This window comes from Rhodophyticola porphyridii, from assembly GCF_003688285.1.
GTDB classification, from domain to species: domain Bacteria; phylum Pseudomonadota; class Alphaproteobacteria; order Rhodobacterales; family Rhodobacteraceae; genus Rhodophyticola; species Rhodophyticola porphyridii.
The window spans coordinates 113316-130078 of record NZ_RCNT01000002.1 but is presented as its reverse complement, the minus strand read 5'-3'; the positions used below and the strand labels follow the sequence as shown (position 1 = coordinate 130078).

General features: G+C 65.5%; 16 protein-coding genes. 6 read left to right on the top strand and 10 right to left on the bottom strand.

The genetic code is table 11. The features are described 5' to 3' along the window. Positions 1-84 precede the first annotated feature (84 nt). Together D9R08_RS05195 and D9R08_RS05190 are read left to right on the top strand one after the other, a co-directional pair. Complete coding sequence (locus D9R08_RS05195) at positions 85-480, top strand: DUF983 domain-containing protein (RefSeq protein ID WP_121896974.1); 396 nt, start codon at positions 85-87, stop codon at positions 478-480. Further along, positions 453-1145 carry an NUDIX hydrolase gene (locus tag D9R08_RS05190; RefSeq protein ID WP_121896973.1) on the top strand — a complete coding sequence of 231 codons (693 nt, stop codon included), beginning with the start codon at positions 453-455 and terminating at the stop codon, positions 1143-1145. The genes D9R08_RS05195 and D9R08_RS05190 overlap by 28 nt, the downstream gene beginning before the upstream one ends. A 61-nt stretch (positions 1146-1206) precedes the next feature. Here D9R08_RS05190 and D9R08_RS05185 read toward each other — a convergent pair whose 3' ends face one another. From D9R08_RS05185 to D9R08_RS05175, 3 genes are read right to left on the bottom strand one after another with little or no spacing between them, the layout of a single operon-like run. Next, on the bottom strand, positions 1207-2136 hold the full coding sequence (locus D9R08_RS05185; RefSeq protein WP_121896972.1) for an AEC family transporter: 930 nt from the start codon (positions 2134-2136) through the stop codon (positions 1207-1209). Between the two features lies 1 nt (position 2137). After that, the gene (locus D9R08_RS05180; protein ID WP_121896971.1) at positions 2138-3049 is read right to left on the bottom strand and encodes a DMT family transporter; all 912 of its coding nucleotides are present in this window, start codon (positions 3047-3049) and stop codon (positions 2138-2140) included. Positions 3050-3086: 37 nt separating this feature from the next. Further along, complete coding sequence (locus D9R08_RS05175) at positions 3087-3968, bottom strand: fatty acid desaturase (RefSeq protein ID WP_121896970.1); 882 nt, start codon at positions 3966-3968, stop codon at positions 3087-3089. A 123-nt stretch (positions 3969-4091) separates the two neighbouring features. On the opposite strand from D9R08_RS05175, the gene D9R08_RS05170 reads away from it, so the two are divergent. Further along, positions 4092-4958, top strand: coding sequence for a helix-turn-helix domain-containing protein (locus D9R08_RS05170; RefSeq protein WP_121896969.1), 867 nt, complete (start codon positions 4092-4094; stop codon positions 4956-4958). On the opposite strand, the gene D9R08_RS05165 is transcribed toward D9R08_RS05170, so the two are convergent. Together D9R08_RS05165 and D9R08_RS05160 are read right to left on the bottom strand one after the other, a co-directional pair. Continuing rightward, positions 4955-6088: a thioesterase family protein gene (locus D9R08_RS05165; protein WP_121896968.1), complete on the bottom strand. Its 1134-nt coding sequence runs from the start codon at positions 6086-6088 to the stop codon at positions 4955-4957. The genes D9R08_RS05170 and D9R08_RS05165 overlap by 4 nt on opposite strands. Before the next feature lie 53 nt (positions 6089-6141). Further along, positions 6142-7188 carry an aldo/keto reductase gene (locus tag D9R08_RS05160; RefSeq protein ID WP_121897267.1) on the bottom strand — a complete coding sequence of 349 codons (1047 nt, stop codon included), beginning with the start codon at positions 7186-7188 and terminating at the stop codon, positions 6142-6144. Between the two features lie 254 nt (positions 7189-7442). On the opposite strand from D9R08_RS05160, the gene D9R08_RS05155 reads away from it, so the two are divergent. From D9R08_RS05155 to metG, 3 genes are all read left to right on the top strand, one after another. Then, entirely contained in the window at positions 7443-8657 is a 1215-nt protein-coding gene (locus D9R08_RS05155; RefSeq protein WP_121897266.1) for an MFS transporter, read from the top strand. Positions 8658-8728: 71 nt separating this feature from the next. Further along, positions 8729-9298 (top strand): YceI family protein, encoded by a 570-nt coding sequence (locus tag D9R08_RS05150; protein WP_121896967.1) that lies wholly within the window; start codon positions 8729-8731, stop codon positions 9296-9298. 64 nt (positions 9299-9362) lie between these two features. Beyond that, complete coding sequence (gene metG / locus D9R08_RS05145; RefSeq protein WP_121896966.1) at positions 9363-11078, top strand: methionine--tRNA ligase; 1716 nt, start codon at positions 9363-9365, stop codon at positions 11076-11078. 163 nt (positions 11079-11241) lie between these two features. Here the strand turns inward: metG and D9R08_RS05140 are convergent, their stop codons facing one another. The 5 genes from D9R08_RS05140 to D9R08_RS05120 all read right to left on the bottom strand — a co-directional run bounded on the left by D9R08_RS05140 (position 11242) and on the right by D9R08_RS05120 (position 16623). Next, the gene (locus D9R08_RS05140; protein WP_121897265.1) at positions 11242-12642 is read right to left on the bottom strand and encodes an FAD-binding oxidoreductase; all 1401 of its coding nucleotides are present in this window, start codon (positions 12640-12642) and stop codon (positions 11242-11244) included. Between the two features lie 64 nt (positions 12643-12706). Further along, the gene (locus D9R08_RS05135) at positions 12707-13291 is read right to left on the bottom strand and encodes a GNAT family N-acetyltransferase (protein WP_121896965.1); all 585 of its coding nucleotides are present in this window, start codon (positions 13289-13291) and stop codon (positions 12707-12709) included. Next, positions 13291-14553 carry a M16 family metallopeptidase gene (locus D9R08_RS05130; RefSeq protein ID WP_121896964.1) on the bottom strand — a complete coding sequence of 421 codons (1263 nt, stop codon included), beginning with the start codon at positions 14551-14553 and terminating at the stop codon, positions 13291-13293. Before D9R08_RS05130 ends, D9R08_RS05135 begins: the two co-directional genes overlap by 1 nt. Then, a complete protein-coding gene (gene thrC / locus D9R08_RS05125; protein WP_121896963.1) occupies positions 14550-15938 on the bottom strand; it encodes a threonine synthase in 1389 nt (462 codons plus the stop codon). Before thrC ends, D9R08_RS05130 begins: the two co-directional genes overlap by 4 nt. Positions 15939-15948: 10 nt before the next feature. Continuing rightward, positions 15949-16623: an SURF1 family protein gene (locus D9R08_RS05120; RefSeq protein ID WP_121897264.1), complete on the bottom strand. Its 675-nt coding sequence runs from the start codon at positions 16621-16623 to the stop codon at positions 15949-15951. Between the last annotated feature and the right edge of the window lie 140 nt (positions 16624-16763).

The window sequence follows — 16763 nt, the reverse complement described above, 5'->3', positions numbered from 1 at the left end:
CCATGCGCCGCGTACCGGCGTCATTGGACAGATCCACCGCCATGTTACATACGGTAACAGGGATTTCCGGAAAGGGCGCGGCCCATGCCATATACATCAGATCAAGCCGCGTTCGACGCAGATGTGCCCGAGCGCCCCGCCTGGCCCGCGATCCGCCGGGGGCTGCACCAGCGCTGCCCGAATTGCGGCAGGGGGCATCTGTTCGAAAGCTATCTGAAACTGCGCCCGGCCTGCGAAAGTTGCGGCGAGGATCTCAGCCATGCCCGCGCCGATGACGGCCCGGCCTATCTGGTTATTCTGGTCACCGCCAAGGTTCTGGGCACACTGATGCTATGGGTTTACACCACATGGCAGCCCGGGCCCTATCTGCTGTCTGCGATGTTTTCGGTTGGCGCGGTGGCGATGGCGCTATACCTCTTGCCCCGTTTCAAGGGCATGATTGTGGGGATTCAATGGGCCAAGCGGATGCACGGCTTCTAGACAAAACGGCTATCCGCGACGCGGCAACCATCATCATGTTGCGCGACGCGGAGACGCGCCCCCGCGTTCTGATGGGCCAGCGCGGCAGAACCGCCGCCTTCATGCCCTCGAAATTCGTCTTTCCGGGCGGCGCTGTCGACGCGGTCGATGCAACCATCCCGCTGGCGCGCGCGGCACACGCCGAGATGGCGGCGCAGCTGGCCGCCAAGGCAGAGGCCCCCGCAAATGCCGTGATCGCCGCGGCCACCCGTGAGCTGTGGGAGGAGACCGGCCTGCTCCTCGGGCGTGCCGATGACCGGGCCGGTCATCTGGACGCACCCCGGGGCTGGCGCGGCTATCTCGCAACCGGGCATCTCCCAGATGGTCCGACGCTGGAGTTCATCTTCCGCGCGATCACGCCGCCCGGGCGACCGCGGCGCTTCGATGCCCGGTTTTTCGTGGCCGATGCATCCGATCTGGCCAGCGATCCCGATGATTTCAGCCGTGCCGAAGACGAGTTGAGCCACCTTCAATGGGTGCCGCTCGACACCGCGCGGACCTTCGATATGCCGTTCATCACCGAGGTTGTACTGGCGGAACTTGCCGCGCGGCTGAACGGCACCGCCCATGACGGCGTGCCGTTTTTCAACAATGCCGACCGGATCAGCCGGTTCGAACGTCTCTGAGCGCCGCCGGCCGGCCTTTCGCCCGGAAAAATGGCTGGACGCTCGTCGGCCGCCCCCTCTCTCAAACCCCGAACACACGCTCCCCCAGGCTCAGCCACAGGGGCATTGTGGCAAAGCTGAGCAGCGTCTGCATCGTGATCATCGCCGCCATCAGCGGCGCATCGCCGCCCAACTGGCGCGCCAGCGTATAGGCCGCGACACCGGTGGGCAGCGCGCCGTAGATCAGCGCGACCTGCGCGCTGAGCGGATCGAGGCCCAGCGCCAGCGCGGTCATCAGGATCACGGCCGGGAAGACCACGATCTTGCCGAATGCGGCCAGCGCCATCGGTCCCGCCTCGGCGCGCAGGCCTTTCAGCTTCAGGTTCGCGCCCACGCATAAAAGCATGATCGGCAGAGCCGCCTGCCCCAGCACACTCAGGGTTTCGTGCAATACCGGAACAGCCCCGATACCGGCGGCATTGAAGCCAAGGGCGGCCAGGATCGCGAGGATCAGCGGATTGGTTGCCAACTGCCGGACTGCGGCGCGCGCCACGCCTCCGCCGGGCGGCCTCAACATCACGGCAAACAGGCTGATCGCGATCAGGTTCACGCCGGGGACCAGCACCGCCGCCCCCAGCACCGCCAATTGCAGTCCCGGCGCACCGTAAAGCGCCTCCGCCACGGCGAGGGCCACAAAGGTGTTGAACCGGCAGGCCCCCTGCATCACCGATGTCCCGACCGCGCCGCCGCGCGCCAGCAACACCGCACCGATCAGGCCGATGACCACCCCGGCAAGGAAGCCCGCATATAGCACGATGGCGAAACGGCCCAGCCCCGCCTCGCCCAGATCGGCGGTCGAGATACGGACGAAGAACAGAGCCGGCATCAGCACAAAATAGACCAGGCGATCGTTCAGATCCCAGAACTCATCGGAGGGGATGCCACCCCGACGAAGCGCATAACCGGTCAGGATCAAAAGGAAAATCGGTGCGATGGAAAGGGCGATCATCATCTCACAGGCTGCCGAGGAAGATCAGCCCGATCGAGGCCACGATCAACGCGATCCCCCAGATTTCCTTGAGCGACGACCGTTCTTTCAACCAGAATACGGAAAACAGAAAGGTGAAGACCAGCTCGATCTGGCCGAGAGCCTTCACATAGGCCGCCGTTTGAATGGTGAAGGCGGTGAACCAGCCCAGCGAACCCAGCATGGAGGTGAGCCCAACCAGACCAGACACCCGCCAGCTTGCCAGCACCTTTGCGATCTGCCCCCGTTCACGCCAGGCGAGCCAAAGGCCAAGGGTCACGGTCTGCACCGCCGTCGCGGCCGCCAGGGTGAACGCCGCCCGCAGGAAAACATCGCCCTCGGGCAGGGACAGGGATGCGCCGCGATACCCAACCGCCGAAACCCCGAACAAGAGGCCCGAGGCGAGCCCGTAGCCCGACGCGACGTTGAAAAGCCGCGCCCGCCACGGCAGCGCGATCTCTCCCTTCGGCGGATCCGACAGCAGCAGGACGCCGACGAAGCCGACACCGATCGCCGCTACGACCGGGGGCGACACCGCCTCCCCCAGAATGACGAGGCCCAAGAGCGCGGTCAGGATCACCTCGGTCTTTTTCAGCGTGATGCCGACGGCGAAGTTCCGATGCGCGAACAGCGCCACGACGCACATCGTGGCCAGCATCTGCGCCATCGCGCCCGACACGACGAAAAGCCAGAACCGGGCGCCCGGCCCCGGCAGGGCCTGATCCGACGCGGCGGCATAGACCGCGACGATACCCGCCACCAGCGGAGCGGAATACAAGAAGCGTGCCCAGGTCGCGCCGCCCGTCGACAGGGTCGTGACCTTCAGATGCCGTTGCAGCAGAAACCGCAGGTTCTGCATGAAAGCGGCGAAGATGGTAACGGGGATCCATATGGGCATGGGCGCAGTCTTCGCGCCTATCGCCCGGGTCTACAAGTCAGTTTCGCGGCCAGAGCGGATGCGGCACCGGGTCCTTGGCGCGGAACAGATGGCGCCGGAAAATCTGGCCGTAGGACCGGTAAAGATACCCGTCATTGCGTTGCAGATACCTGTCCCTGTCGGCGAAATACCTCTCCGGAAGCCGATACCACGGCAGGCGCGGGTGCATGTGATGCACCACATGGAAGTTGTTGTTGAGAAACAGGAAGGCCAGCACGCCCCGATCCTCGATGATCACGGTGCGCCCGCTGGCCCGGTCATGGGCGCGGTGTTCCAGAAAGGTGCGGATCTTCAGGGTCGCAAGCCCGATATAGCAGGCCAGAAGATACGCCCAGAGCGGCAGGGGCGACATCCAGACCAGCGCCAGAACCGGCAGGACCGTCAGCCCGTGCAGCCCCCATGCCCGCAACACGGCGCGGTCGCCCTGCCGGATCCGCCGCCAGTCATCGGCCATGAAGGCGACCTGCGAGACGACGGGCCCCAGAAGCAGCCGCCCGATCAACGTGTTGTTGGCAGACAGGATCACGCGCACCGGCGCTGACAGCCGGTCCCAGACGGCGGGGTCCAGATAGTTGGTTTCCGGATCGTCATAGGGATCGGTCAGATTGCTATCCAGATGATGCTCCAGATGCATGTCACGAAACCGGATGAAGGGAATGCACAGGTTGAGCGACGTGAAAACCGCCGCCTCGCTCAGCCCCCGGTGGGCGAAGGGGTGACCGTGGGTCACTTCATGCTGAAGCGAAGACTGCAACGCTATGGTGAAGGCCGCGACCAAAACCGCCAGCGGCAGCCAGATCGTCGGCAGCCAGAACACCGCGCCAAGCCAGCCCAGATAACAAAGCACAATCAGCAAAACGGTCGGCCATTCAACGCGCATTCAGTCTCCGATGTCATAAGCACGGCATCCCCAGCCGCATGAGATGTGCCTAACAGGCCTTGCGTTTCACGGGCAGTCCGGGTTTTCTCAGCAGAAATCCAACAAAGATGATAATATCAAACAATGCTGAATTTATACGACAAACGTCAGCGCGCCTCTCTCTTCCGGGAGCGCCTTGCCGCGGCTCTGACGGCGTCCGGCCTGTCGCGCGCGGCGCTTTCGCGCGCAACCGCGGTCGATCGCTCCACCATCACGCAGCTCCTGATGGCCGAGGATGCGCGGATGCCCGGTGGCCATCTGGTTGCCTCCGCAGCCCAGACCCTTGGCGTATCGGCGGACTGGCTTCTCGGGCTCACCGACAGGCCGGAACTGGCGGGCGATATCCTGGCCACTAGCATGTCGCTTACGGAAACCAACCGCTCCAGCGCCATCGACGACCAGATCTTTGCGTGGCACGAAGAGGCCGCGGGCTATAAAATCCGCCATGTCCCCGCAACTTTGCCGGACATGCTCAAGACCCATGGGCTCATGCGGTGGGAATACGCGCCGACCATGAACCGCCGCCCGGATCAGGCCATCGGCGCTGCTGAGGCGAGGCTGGACTGGATGCGCGGCAGCCAGAGCGACTACGAGATCGCACTTCCGATCCACGAACTGGAATGCTTCGCCCTGGGTCAGGGCTATTACACCGGTCTCAGCGCCCAGCTGCGGCGGGAACAGATCGACTGGCTGATCGAGGTCTATGATCAGGTCTACCCGCGCCTGCGCCTGTTCATCTTCGATGCCCATCGGGTGTTTTCCGCCCCCGTCACGGTTTTCGGGCCGAAGATGGCGGTGATCTATATGGGCCGCCATTACGTGGCCTTCCGTGACCGCGACCGGGTCCGTGGCGTGACCGAGCATTTCGACTGGCTGATCCGCGAAAGCCTCGCCTCGGCCCGGCAGATCCCGAAAATCCTGACGGCGCTGCGGCACCGGGTGGAGGACTAGCGCGGGTCGCCCACCGCGCGGCCCATGCCCTCGGGCGCGGGCAGGCCGGCATGGGCCTGCGTCGCGCGCGCCAGAACGCCCGCCACATCCGCGCGCGGCGGGGCCGGGCGCCGGGTGGCAAGATCCACATGGAGCAGCATCTGTTCCCCTGTCGCCACAAGCGCGCCGCGGCTCCGCATCTCGTGCCAGACATGCAGACGCTTGCCGCCGCCCTCGATGACCCGGGTGGTCACCACGATCCGGGTGCCGATATCGACCTCGCCCAGATGGCGGATATGGGTCTCCACCGTGAAGACGCTGTGGCCCTGGGCCACGCAATCCGCATCCATCCCGGCCCAGAGCAGCAGACGGTCGGTCGCGTGGGAAAAGGCCGTCAGGTAGTGCGCCTCGTTCATGTGGCCGTTGTAATCCACCCAATCGGGCGGCACCTGCCGGTCCAGCGTCACCGGCGGCTGGCCCAGATCCGGCATGCTCGGGGCAAGGGCGCTTTCATGGTCCGCAAGGGCCGCGCCCAGGCCCGGGTCGTTGCGGGATTTCAACGCACGCAGAACCGCCACCACCGTGCCCGGATCTCCATCGGGCAGAACCTCGGCCAGTCCATCCGCATCCAGAACCATCCCGATCCCGGCCAGCACGGCCTTGGCCCTGGCCAGCAGATCCGGGGCCGCGACCGCGCCGCCCTCGACCCTGACCTGCGGGAACAGCCAGACCGGCGCCCGCCCCGAAACGGCAACGATCTGGGCCGGGCGCGGCGCGCAGCCCTGCAAATCCTCCACGCTCAGCGTCTCCGAGGTTCCGGCGATGACCACATCGGGACCGACGCCGGCCTGCACGGCCTGATACATCTTGCGTTTCAGCGAGACCCGATCGGGCAGCCCGTCCTGCACCCAGTCGACCCCGCTGACCGCTTCGGCCAGACTATCGTGATAACTCACCTCTCCCACGGGCGGCAGCGCCACGTCGTAAAGCGCGGGCAGGCTGCCGGCGGCGGCCGACAGCGCGTCGACCATCCGCGCCTCCGCACCCGGCTCAGGGTCGAAAACGCGCACCTGCCATCCCATCAATGCAAACCGCGCCGCCCAGGCACAGCCGCTCGTCCCGGCCCCCAAAAGCGCCATTCGGCCTGTCATGCTTCCCCCCGTTCGCGTGACCTGCGGGCACAGTAACCCGCCCGGAGCGGGGCTCAATAGGGCATGGGAATCGCGCGGTGGGCGGTGTTGATTTCGGCCAACACTTCTTTGGAGAGCGACACGTCCAGCCCGTTCAGAATATGCCGCAACTGATCGGTATTCGTGGCGCCGAAAATCGTCGATACGGGAAACGGCCGTGACACGGTAAAGGCCAGCGCCATATGGATCAGGTCGAGCCCGTGGCGGGCCGCGATGTCCTGATAGACGGCAACCGCCTCAAACGCGCGGTCGGTCTTCCGCCCGCCCAGATTTTCCACCAGCGACATGCGTGAGCCATCGGGCACCGCGCCATGCTGATACTTTCCGGTCAGAAGCCCCGCGCCAAGCGGCGAGAACGCCAGCAGGGTCACATTCTCGTTCACCGCCAGTTCCGCCAGGTCGGAGTCGTATTGTCGGCACAGCAGCGAGTACTCGTTCTGGATCGACGCGATGCGGGGCAGCCCCCGCTCCTCGCTCAGCCGCAGCCATTGGGCCGTGCCCCATGCGCTGTCATTGGACAGCGCCAGATGGCCCAGCTTGCCTGCGGACACCAGCTCGTCCGCGACCTCCAAAATGTCGACCATATGAGCCAGCGTTGTGGCCTTGTCCTGCCCTGACGGATCATAGTCCCAGATCTGCCGGAAATGATAGCTGCCGCGATTGGGCCAATGCATCTGATAGAGGTCGATCCGGTCGGTTTTCAGCCGTTTCAGCGAGGCCTCGAACGCCTCAAGAAACGTCTCGCCGGTAATGTCCTGCCCTATACGCACGAAGCTGTCGTTGCGCCCGCTGATCTTGGTGGCGATCACCAGATCGGCGCGGCGATGCGGATTGGCGGCAAGCCAGTTGCCCAATATCTCCTCCGTCCGGCCGACGGTCTCCGCGCGGGCCGGGTTCACCGGATACATCTCGGCGGTGTCGACGATGTTGATCCCGGCCTCCAGCGCCATGTCCATCTGCCGGTGGGCATCCTGTTCCGGGGTCTGGTTTCCCCATGTCATCGTGCCAAGGCAGTAATCGGTGATCCGGGTCTCGCTTTGGCCCAGGGCAATATGTTTCATCTTCCAGAAATCCTTTCGGCAATCCGGTGACAGAGGTAACCGGCCCGGCGGCGAGGGCAAGGCGAAACCCGCGTGCCGGCCGTACAGGCCCGGGCAACAGATTCGGAAAAGACGGAAATCCGTGGTTTTGGAACCCATCCGGATCCGTTGGGTGACCACGCGAGAGGCCAATTGCGACATCGCAAAAGACGCAAACCCGCCAGATCGCCCCGCACCCCCGTGTGACGGTGCCCCAAAACCAAACCTCCGGTCTCATGCGCCTGATCCTGTCGTTCACTGCCCTTTTCCTTTCGGTTATCCTTCTGCAACTCAGCTCGGGCGGTGTCGGCCCGCTGGATGTGCTCTCGGGCAGTGCGCTCGGCTTCAGCAACGGGCAGATCGGGCTTCTGGGGTCCGCCCATTTTCTCGGGTTCTTCATCGGCTGCTGGTGGGCGCCGCGCCTGATGGGCTCGGTCGGGCATTCGCGGGCCTTCGCGGCCTTCACCGCGACCGGCGCCATCGGGCTGCTGGCGCATATGCTGGTGATCGACCCCTATGCCTGGGCACTGATGCGGGTCGCCTCGGGGCTGTGCATCGCGGGCTGCTACACGGTGATCGAGGCATGGCTGCAATCGAAGGTGACCAATGACACGCGGGGCCGGGCCATGGGGCTCTACCGGATGGTGGATACCGGCGGCTCGCTCGTGGCCCAGCTTCTGATCGGCGTGCTCGCACCGGCATCCTACGTCTCCTACAACATTCTGGCGATCCTGTGCTGTGCCGCGCTGCTGCCGCTGACCCTGACCACCATGTCGCAACCGAAAACGCCCGAGGCGCCCCGGCTGCGCCCCGGTCTGGCCTGGCGGCTCTCGCCCCTCGCCGTCGCGGGCGTGCTGGTCGCCGGTCTCAGCGGCGCGGGGTTTCGCATGATCGGCCCGCTTTATGGGCAGGAGGTCGGCCTTGCCGCCAGCCAGATCGGCTATTTTCTGGCAGCTTTCGTTCTGGGCGGCGCGCTGATGCAACTGCCCGCAGGCTGGCTGGCCGACCGCTACGACCGCCGGTGGGTGCTGATCTGGTTTTCCGCCGCGGCAATCCTCGCCAGCGGCATCACCGTGGTGCTCGCCGGTCAGGGCACGGTCGCGATATTCGCGGGTGCGCTGCTGTTCGGCGGGCTGACCTTTCCGATCTATTCGATCTCGGCGGCCCATGCCCATGACTGGGCAGATGATACCCAGAGGGTGGAGTTGTCAGCCGCGCTCATGTTCTTCTATGCCACGGGCGCCATCGTGGCGCCGCTTGCCAGTTCGGCCCTGATCACCGTGTTCGGACCCTCGGCGCTCTTCACCTTCATCGCGGCAGGCCATGTGGTGCTGGTTGTCTTCGGGCTGATCCGCATGCGCCGCCGCATGGGCGCGGAAACCCGAAAACCCTATGTCTGGATTCCACGCACCTCCTTTCAGGTGGGCCGCCTGTTCCGCCGCTCTCGCTGAGGCGTGACGCGACAGGGCCGCGATCGGTGCTATACTGAGCGCGTTCACCACCCGGCCGGAGCCACGGACCCATGACCTCACTGATTGCGGCAATCGCCCTTGTTCTTATGCCGCTGGCCGCGCTGGCCGATCCGGTCCGGTACCTGCTGGAGCCCGACCGCTCCACCGTGGGCTTCACCTACAGCTTCGGCGACGGTTCGGATGATGGCACGATGCCCGTTCTGGGCGCCGATCTGCTGGTCGATCTGGACACACCCTCCCGGTCGCAGGTCGACGTGACCGTGAATGTGCGCGGCGCGCGCACCGGTTTCTTTCTCGCGACCGAGGCGCTGCGAAGCGCGCAGGTGCTGGATGCGGCCACCTATCCCACGATCCGGTTTCGCTCCACCCGCGTCACCCCCGAAGGCACCGGCGCGCGGATCGACGGGGAACTCACCATCCGCGGCATCACCCTGCCCGCCACACTGATGGCGCAATTCTATCGCCAGCAGGGAACCGTGGCCGGAGATCGCAACAGGCTCTCGATCTATCTGACAGGTTCGGTCAGTCGCTCCGCATTCGGGGCATCGGGCTTTGCCGCAGAGGTGGGCGACCGCGTCGATCTGCGCATCCTGGCCCGCATTCGCCGCGAAGGCACCTAGCGCCGCTGGTCCTTGGCCCGACCTTGGGTTAAATGGGCTGCAAACGGCGGACAAGGTACACGGAATGGCGCGCACCCTCATCACTTCGGCGATCCCGTACATCAACGGGATCAAACACCTGGGCAACCTGATCGGGAGCCAATTGCCCGCCGATCTCTACGCCCGCTACCTGCGCGCGCGGGGCCAGGAGGTGCTGTTTCTTTGCGCCACGGATGAGCACGGCACGCCCGCTGAGCTGGCGGCGGCCAAGGCCGGCAAACCCGTGGCGGAGTATTGCGCCGAGATGTGGGAGGTGCAGGCCCGGATCGCCGAGGGCTTCCGGCTCAGCTTCGATCATTTCGGACGCTCCTCCAGTCCGCAGAACCACGCCCTGACGCAGCATTTCGCCGGGCGTCTGGCCGATGCCGGGCTGATCGAGGAGGTGACGGAGAAGCAGGTTTACTCCAACTCCGATGGCCGCTTCCTGCCAGATCGCTATATCGAAGGCACCTGCCCAAATTGCGGCTATGACAAGGCCCGGGGCGACCAATGCGAAAACTGCACAAAGCAGCTTGATCCGACCGATCTGATCGAGCCGCGCTCGGCCGTCTCGGGCTCCACCGATCTCGAAATCCGGGAGACCAAGCATCTTTATCTGCGCCAGTCCGCTCTGCGCGGGCAGTTGAGCGACTGGATCGACAGCAAGACCGACTGGCCGATCCTGACGACGTCCATTGCCAGGAAATGGCTGAACGACGGCGACGGGCTGCAGGATCGGGGCATCACCCGGGATCTCGACTGGGGCATTCCGGTCAAACGCGGTGATCAGGACTGGCCCGGGATGGAGGGCAAGGTCTTCTATGTCTGGTTCGACGCACCCATCGAATACATCGCCTGCGCCAAGGAATGGACCGACGCGGCGGGCCGTCCCGACGCCGACTGGGAACGCTGGTGGCGCACCGACAAGGGCGCGGACGACGTCCGCTACGTCCAGTTCATGGGCAAGGACAATGTGCCCTTTCACACTCTGAGCTTTCCGGCGACGATCATCGGCTCGGGCGAGCCCTGGAAACTGGTCGATTACATCAAGTCGTTCAACTATCTGAACTACGATGGCGGGCAGTTCTCCACCTCTCAGGGGCGCGGCGTGTTCATGGATCAGGCGCTGGAGATCCTGCCGCCGGATTACTGGCGCTGGTGGCTGCTTAGCCATGCGCCGGAGACTTCGGACAGCGAGTTCACATGGGAAGCCTTCCAGCAGGATGTGAACAAGGATCTGGCCGATGTGCTTGGCAATTTTGTCAGCCGGATCACCAAGTTCTGCCGCTCCAAATTTGGGGAAACCGTGCCCGAGGGCGGCGCCTATGGCCCGCAGGAAGAGGCGTTGATCGCCGAATTGCAGACCCGGCTGACCGCCTATCAGGCCCATATGGATGCCATAGAGATCCGCAAGGCAGCGGCGGAGCTGAGGGCGATCTGGGTGCTTGGAAACGAGTACCTGCAATCGGCCGCGCCCTGGACCGCGTTCAAGGACGACCCCGACCGCGCCGCCGCGATCACCCGGCTGGCGCTGAACCTGATCCCGGTCTACGCCACCCTGTCGGCCCCGTTCATCCCCGATGCGGCGGCCACGATGCTTGAGTCCATGAACGCCGCGCCGGTCTGGCCCGAGGATATGGCAGACGCATTGGGCAGGCTGCCCGCAGGGCATGGCTTCACCGTGCCCGATGTGCTGTTCAGCAAGATCACCGACGAGGCGCGCGAGGACTGGCAAACCCGGTTCGCAGGTGTGCGTACCTGACCCGGCCAGGGCCCGGAGCGTCTGAAGACGGGGCGGCGGGCCGGCCCGCCGCGCGCACCGTCAGGTTCATCACGCGGGAAGAGAGCATCCCAATGGCCGCCTGAGTCCCTTGTCGTGGGAGCGGGCGGCCTTCCGGATCGCGGCTGTCGGATTGCGAGGCCCCCTATGGCGCGCGCAGGACGGCCCCGGGGTTCATGATGCCCTTGGGATCCAGCGCCTGCTTGATCGCACGCATGGCGGCCAATTTCGCCGGGTCGCCATAGCGTTCCAGATCGTCGACTTTCAGCCTGCCGATCCCGTGTTCCGCCGAAACCGACCCCCCCATCTCATGAACCAGATCATGCACGCAGGTCTTGATGCCGCCGCGCGCCTCCTCGTGATCCGCCCGGCTTTGGCCCTGCCGGGGAAAGACATTGTAATGCAGATTGCCATCGCCCAGATGGCCGAAACAGTTGATCCGGTAATCACCGATCTTCGCCAGCCGCCCCGGAGCCTCGGCGATGAAGGCCGGGATGGCGGCGACTGGAACGGAAATGTCATGGCTGGAGATCGACCCGATCCGCCGGTTCGCCTCGGGGATGCTCTCGCGCAAGCTCCAGAATTCCTGCCGCTGGCCTTCGGAGCGTGCGATCACGCCGTCGCTGACAAGCCCCGCCTCATGGGCCTCGGCAAAAACCGCCTCCAGCAGGTCCGAGGGGTCCTGCCCCTGCGCCAGCCCCAGATCGATGAGGCACATCCAGTCGGGCCGCGCCGCGAAGGGCTGTCTCAGCTCCGGCCCGACTTCGTCCAGAAAGGTGAGCCCCATCCCGCCGATCAGCTCGAAGGCCGACAAGCCGCCACCCGCGCGCGCCTGCACACGGCGCAAAAGCGCCAGCGCCGCATCCGGGTCCGGCACCACCATCAGCGCCGCACCGGTGGCGGCCGGCTCCGGGAAAAGCCGCAGCGTCGCCGCCGTGATCACGCCAAGGGTTCCTTCCGCCCCGATCAGCAGATGCCGCAGATCGTAGCCGGTGTTGTTCTTGCGCAGCGATGACAGCCCATGCATCACCGTGCCGTCCGGGAACACGACCTCCAGCCCCAGACACAGATCCCGGGCATTGCCATAGCGGATCACGTTGACCCCGCCTGCATTCGTGGAGAGCAGGCCGCCGATCCGCGCCGAGCCCTGCGAGGCGAGGGTCAGCGGAAAGATCAGTCCCTCCGCCGTGGCGGCGCTGTGGACATCGGCCAGGATCGCCCCGGCCTCGACGGTCATTGTCGCGCCCACCGGGTCCAGCTTGCGGATCTGGCGCATGCGTTCAAGAGACAGGACCACCGGTCTCGTCCCCTCCCCGGCGATCTGCCCGCCCACCAGTCCGGTGCCACCGCCATAGGGCACGATCGGCGTGGCGGTCTGCGCGCAGGCTTTGACGATTGTTGTCACCTCCTCGGTGGAGGCCGGCGCCAGAACCGCCACAGCCTGACCTGCGTACCGCCCACGCGGCTCCTCCAGATAGCGCGGCTCGGGCGGGCGGAAGCTTGCCTCCGGCAGGGATTGGCGCAGAATGGTTTCGATCTCGGTCATCAGCCACTCCTGTTCGGCAAGGCGCATCGGGGGGACCCGCCGCATGGACCCGCTAGGGACGGCGCTAGCCGACGTCGGTGCGCCCGCGTCGGTCGCTGCGCAGATTGGCGTAAAGCACGTGGTTCCGCCAGCGCCCGTTGATCTGCAGATAGCTTTGCGCCACGCCCTCGTATTTGAAGCCGGAGCGTTCCAGCACCCCGCGGGAGGCCACGTTCTCGGGCAGGCAGGCGGCCTCCACCCGGCTCAGATCCAGCGAGCGAAAGGCGTGGTGAACAACTGCAAGGATCGCTTCGCGCATATAGCCCTGCCGGGCATGGGCCTGCCCGATCCAGTAGCCGAGTGTGCCCGCCTGTGCCGGCCCGCGGCGGATATTGTCCAGCGTGATCGCGCCTACCAGCACATCGTCGGATCTGCGGATCATGAAAAGCGGCATGGCCGAGCCCTGCCCCATCGCCCGCTGCGCCCAGTAGACGCGGTTGGTGAAGCTCTTCCGCGTCAGGTGATCCCCGGCCCAGGACGGCTCCCAGGGTTGCAGGAACTCCGCCGAGCCTTTCCTGAGAGACGTCCAGGAGCGGAAGTCGGAATGCTGCGGCAATCGCAGCGTCATCCGCTCCGTCTCGATCTTCGGTCTGCGTCTACGGGCGAGCATCAGGCAGCCAGACGCTCCGTCAATCTGATGAGATCGGGGGCTTTTGCCACTGGCCCGTAAAGCGCCATCGCGGCCCGCTCGGCGCCGGCAAGCCCGGCTCCGAAGTCGCGCAGACCGGACAGATCGACCGCATCGATCCGGGCGATGGTTTCCTCCAGCGGCGGCACCCGGTCCCAGATCGCCACCAGCCGTGCCAGACGCTCGGCGCGGGCAGAGGGGCTTTCCAGCCCCATCAGCATGCCGGCCTTCATCTGGGCGCGGGCGCGGTCCAGCTCCGCCTGGCTCATGTCACCGGCGGCGCGCTTGATCTCGTCCATGGTCAGCCGGGCAAGCTCGGGCAGGTCATCCGCGCCGGTGCCGGCATAGATCGTCATCATGCCGGTGTCGTCATAGCTGCCGACCTGCGCATAGATCGTGTAGCAAAGCCCGCGCTTCTCGCGAATTTCCTGAAACAGGCGCGAAGACATGCCCCCGCCCAGTGCGGTCGCATAGATCTGCGCAGTATAGATATCGTCGGAGCGATATCCCGGCGCCTCCAGCGCAAGGGTGAAATGCGCCTGTTCCAGCGGTTTTATCTCCCGGCGTTCGCCACCTGCGAACTGGCCCGGTTCCGGCCGCGATTGCCCGCATGGCGGCAGATGGCCGAACGCGGCCTCCGCAAGGCGCAGGATCTCGTCGTGATCCACCGCGCCCGCCGCCGAGAGGATCAACTGTCCCGGTCCGTAATGCTCGGCCACGAACCCGGTCAGATCCGTATGGCTGAAGCCGCGCACCCGTTCGGCGGGGCCGAGAATGGTACGCCCAAGCGCCTGTGCCGGATAGGCGACCTCCTGCAACCAGTCGAAGATGATGTCGTCGGGCGTATCGGCGGCCTGGCCGATCTCCTGCAGGATCACGCTGCGCTCGACCTCGATCTCTCGCGGGTCGAAAGCCGGATTGAGCACGATATCGGCGATCAGGTCGAGCGCCAGCGGCACGTCATCCTTCAGAACCCGCGCATAATAGGCGGTCACCTCGCGGGAGGTGTAGGCGTTGATATAGCCGCCTACATCCTCGATCTCTTCGGCGATCTGCTGCGCGTTGCGCCTTGCGGTGCCCTTGAAGGCCATGTGTTCCAGAAAGTGGGCGATGCCGTTCTGCTCGACCCGCTCATGCCGCCCGCCGACATTGACCCAGAGGCCGAGCGCGGCGGACTGAAGGCCCGGCATGTGTTCGGTCACGATACGCAGGCCGTTGGGCAAAGTGTGCAGCGCCACGCTCATGCCATGACCTCACCCCGGATCAGCGCCTGAAGATCCGCAAGGTCGTTTTCCACGCGCGTCATCCGCTCGGGCCGCTCGAACAGATCGGCCATGCGCGCTGGCAGCGGCGGGCGGATCCCGCTGGCGGCCTCCACCGCATCGGGGAACTTGGCGGGATGGGCCGTGGCGAGTGTGATCATCGGCGTTGTACCCAGATGGTGCTGCGCGACCTTCACACCAACCGCGGAATGCGGGCAAAGCAGTTCGCCCATATCCCGCTTCGCCTGCGCGATCATGGCGGAGGTTTCCTCCTCCGACACCCGGCCCGAGGTGAAAAGATCACGCAACCTGCCAAGCGCGCCCTGCGAGATGTGGAAGCCCCCGCCGGATTTCAGTTCATCCATCAGCTGCGCCACCGCATTACCATCCCGATCATAGGCATCGAACAGCGCCCGTTCGAAGTTGGAACTCACCTGAATGTCCATCGACGGGCTGATGGACGGCGTCACGCCCTGCGTCACGTAATCGCCGGAGGACAGGGCCCGGTGCAGGATATCGTTCTGGTTGGTCGCCACCACCAGCTTTTCAATCGGCAGCCCCATGCGCCGCGCGATATGGCCTGCGAAAATATCGCCGAAATTTCCCGTGGGAACGGTGAAGCTCACCTTGCGGTGCGGCGCGCCCAGAGACACCGCCGCAGTGAAGTAATAGACCACCTGCGCCAGCACCCGCGCCCAGTTGATCGAGTTCACACCGGCCAGCTTCACCCCGTCCCGGAAGTCGAAATCGTTGAACATGTCCTTCAGGCGCGCCTGACAATCGTCGAAATCGCCTGCAAGGGCGAGCGCGTGAACATTGGCCTCGGCCACAGTGGTCATCTGGCGGCGCTGCACGTCGGAGACACGGCCATGGGGGTACAGGATGAAGACCTCCACCGCGTCAAGCCCGCGAAACGCCTCCATCGCAGCGGATCCGGTATCGCCTGAGGTCGCGCCCACGATCGTCACCCGCTCGCCGCGCCGGCTGAGCGCGGTCTGGAACAGCTGCCCGATCAGCTGCATCGCGAAATCCTTGAAGGCCAGCGTCGGCCCGTGGAACAGTTCCAGCAGGAAATGGTTCGGCTGCATCTGCACCAGCGGGGCGCGGGCGGCATGGCCGAACCCGGCATAGGCCCGCGCGATGCAATCGGTGATCTCGGCATCGCTGAAGCTGTCGCCCATAAAGGGGCGCATCACCCTATAGGCGACATCTTCGTAGCTGAGCCCGGCCAGCGCCGCGATATCCGCAGTCGCCATCACCGGCACCTCGGCGGGCACGTAAAGCCCGCCGTCGCGCGCCAGCCCGGTCAGCATCGCCTCTTCGAATGTCAGCGCCGGCGCGGCGCCCCTGGTCGAGATATACTGCATTTGTCCGCCTTCAGATCGTCCGCTGCCTGATACGCCACAGAAGATAGAGTGTCATCCCCATCCAGATCAGCGCCAGCGAAAACCAGGTGATCGCATAGCTGAGGTGATCGTTGGGAATGCCGCTTGTGTCCACCGGAAGGGGCGTCAGGGCGCCTTCGTCTTCCGACATCTCGCGCGCAACCAGCAGGATCGGCTCGGTTCCAAGGGCGCGGGCAAGGGCGGGCACGTCGCGGGCGAACCAGATATTGGCCTCCGTGTCGGGTACTGGCGTGGCGCGGGTCACCTCATCGGGCCAATGCAGGTTTGCGGTCACCCTGACCGTACCCGCGGGTGCAGCCGGCACCGCATCCGCGACGCGGACAAACCCCCGGTCCAGAAGCAGCCTGCGCCCCTCCGTCTCGAACGGGGAAATCACCCGATACCCCGCCCCGATCCGCCGCTGGCTGACCAGAACCCGGATGAAGTCGTCGCCGACCTCTCCCGTGGCCTCGACCGGCAGGTAGCGGTCCGCGACCGGATCGGGCGCCGCCGGCACGGCCATAGGCGGCGCGGCGATCCGGGTCTCGATATCGGCAAGCACACCCTCTTTCCAGGCGAGCCGCTGCATCTGCCAGACGCCAAGCGACACCAGAATAGCCATACCGCAGATCCCGAAGACCAGGGGCCAGATCATCCGTGTCAACAGCGTCCCTCCAATTGGAAAGGCCCACCCCAATCGGCAGGCCCCCGTGCCAGGTATCAAGATCGGTCCGCCCTGCCCGCCCGGTTCCGGCAAGAACGGTGCGGGGCCGATATCGGGGCCCCGGCCGCAGAGCGGAGAGACCG